This is a genomic window from Propionivibrio sp., from assembly GCF_049316945.1.
GTDB lineage: Bacteria > Pseudomonadota > Gammaproteobacteria > Burkholderiales > Rhodocyclaceae > Propionivibrio.
Window position 1 is genome coordinate 1 of record NZ_JBMOJE010000332.1, and the last position, 2,198, is coordinate 2,198.

Genomic DNA, 2,198 nt, shown 5'->3' on the forward strand with positions numbered 1-2,198 from the left:
GATTTAACCCCGTGCAGCAAGATTCGTTCCACTTCGGTTATGCGCTATTACTTATGTTCATTAGTGCATTCGGTCAATCAAGTAAGTGTGTAAGCAATACGCAGTCAGCCAACCTTCAATAATTTACGGGATAAAATAGTGCAGCATAGTCACGCAGACGTGCGTTAGGGGTGCTTAAAGCGCACAAAGCACCATGCCGAATGCCGTTGCATGCAAAGTGTTCGATAGTTGCGCTAAGCGCGTGTGTAAGCGCAGCAAATATGCTATCAGCATACTTGCGACAAACTATCAAAGTGTGTAAGCTGTGAGGGGGCTGTTCATTTGGCACAGAGTGTCAGACTCCAAAAAAAGCCGCCCTGTTTCACGCAGCCATTGAATGGCAAGGGTTTCGGCGAACTGGCGGGTTAAAAACGCGGACTCTTGTGTTTGGCACAGAATGATCCCGTTTTTATCAATAACGCGCAGGTTTGCACGGTAGTTGGCGCAATTCCAGACATAAACCAAGAGCAAAATAGACAGATATGCAGCGACCAGGGCGTCGTTGGCGGCGGTGTTGGTTGCGCCCTGGAAGTGGCCGGCCCTGGCGGTGACGTTGGCGAGCTGCTCGCCCTGGTCTTCGGTGTCGATTTCGGCGTTACTAGCCTGGTAAGTATCGATCATCGATAACGCCAGCACCCATGTGTAATGGTGTTTTTTCATGCTTCCCCCTGGGGTGAAAGCATGCCAGAACTACCGGGAAACTGGTATTAGACGAAAGTTATAGTCAGGCGGCTTGGGCGTTCGGGTCGCCGGTGCCAATGCCGTCTGGAGTGATCTCTCCTCTATCGATCAAACCCTTGTATAGATTGGCGCACAGGCCAGCCCGTTGCTCTGGAGGCATCCTGGGAGCGGCAATGAACGAGCCTTCAAAAATCGCTTCCAGGGCGTCGACGTTTAGCTTGTTAAGCAAAGGGGGCGGCTTCAGGTCGGCGAGCAACATCGGGCCTTCGCCGGTGAGCAGCCAGTTGGCGTTGATTCCAGCGCGGACGAACTTTTCCATTGCTTCTGCCCCTGGCGCGCTTAGCCCCATTTCGTACTTCTGGTAAGAGCTTGGCTTCACTCCATATAAGGAGGCTGCGCCAGGCTGAGTGAGCTTGTTTTTCTCTCTCCACGCCTTTAAACGCCCCCCAATTCCGTGCACAGATAACTCCATGGCTATCTGTGCACGCTATCTGTGCACGGACAACCGTGCACAGATAGGCACAAGCTATTGATAGGAAAGGGAAACAAAGCCATTACTTAAATAACTCCAAATATTGTTATCTGTGCACGGCAAACGCGTTGACATCACTCCAAATAAGGAGTTAAATACTTCCCATGGCAACCAACCAAGGAGAAGCAACAATGCAACCAAGCAAGCCAAAAAATACCAGTCCGCAAGACTGGCACCCGGCCGATGTTGTGGCCGCCATCCGGAAGGCTGGAACTACGCTTTCCCGGATCGCTTTCGAACACGGCTTAAAGGACCCAAGCGGGCTGTCTCAAGCCCTGGTGCGCTCCTTTCCGAAGGGCGAAAAGCGCATCGCAGACGCCTTGGGGATTCACCCGATGGTGATCTGGCCAAGCCGTTATGAGACGGATGGAACCCGCAAACTTACTGGTATCCGTTCGATTCAGTGTACCGCAGCCATGCGCCAATGCAATGGCAATGATCGGCTGGCTGCATAGCCATGACGAACCGCATATCCCTGATAAGGCTGCGGACCCTGTTGGCAACCAAGAGTTACCGGCAAGGCGTCGGCGTTGTGGCTTCTTTCGGCGGCGGCTGGTTCCGCCAGGTAATGAAATGAAAACCCGTCGTGATCCGATGACGCTGGACCTGTTCGAGGTTCCGGTGCCGCGTAATCCGACCCCTGGTGCCTTGGCCGTTGGGCCGAGTTTGCGCCAGCTTTTATCCGATTTGATGAAGGACTCGCCGCGCTCCCGCGTCGATATCGCTGCCCACATGAGCGAGCTGACCGGGCACGACATCAGCAAGCATCAACTGGATAGCTGGACGGCGGATAGCCGCGAAGGCTGGCGCTTTCCGCTGGAGTATCTGCCGGCGTTCGAAGTGGCCTTGGCGTCGCATGCACTGATCGCCTGGCTGGCCGATTTGCGGGGTTGCAAGGTGCTGGTCGGCAAGGATGCGCTCGATGCGGAGATCGGCAAGTTGGAGC

General features: G+C 54.4%; 4 protein-coding genes. 2 read left to right on the top strand and 2 right to left on the bottom strand.

Translation table 11 applies throughout. The features are described 5' to 3' along the window. Positions 1 to 288: 288 nt before the first annotated feature. Complete coding sequence (locus ACOYNV_RS27725) at positions 289 to 699, bottom strand: hypothetical protein (protein WP_422903050.1); 411 nt, start codon at positions 697 to 699, stop codon at positions 289 to 291. Positions 700 to 763: 64 nt separating this feature from the next. After that, positions 764 to 1,192 carry a helix-turn-helix domain-containing protein gene (locus ACOYNV_RS27730; protein WP_422903051.1) on the bottom strand — a complete coding sequence of 143 codons (429 nt, stop codon included), beginning with the start codon at positions 1,190 to 1,192 and terminating at the stop codon, positions 764 to 766. Positions 1,193 to 1,383: 191 nt separating this feature from the next. Between ACOYNV_RS27730 and ACOYNV_RS27735 the strand changes: the two genes are divergently transcribed. Both ACOYNV_RS27735 and ACOYNV_RS27740 read left to right on the top strand, forming a co-directional pair. Beyond that, entirely contained in the window at positions 1,384 to 1,707 is a 324-nt protein-coding gene (locus tag ACOYNV_RS27735; protein ID WP_422903052.1) for a helix-turn-helix domain-containing protein, read from the top strand. 118 nt (positions 1,708 to 1,825) lie between these two features. Next, on the top strand, positions 1,826 to 2,198 hold a 373-nt coding region (locus ACOYNV_RS27740; protein ID WP_422903053.1), incomplete at its 3' end, for a hypothetical protein.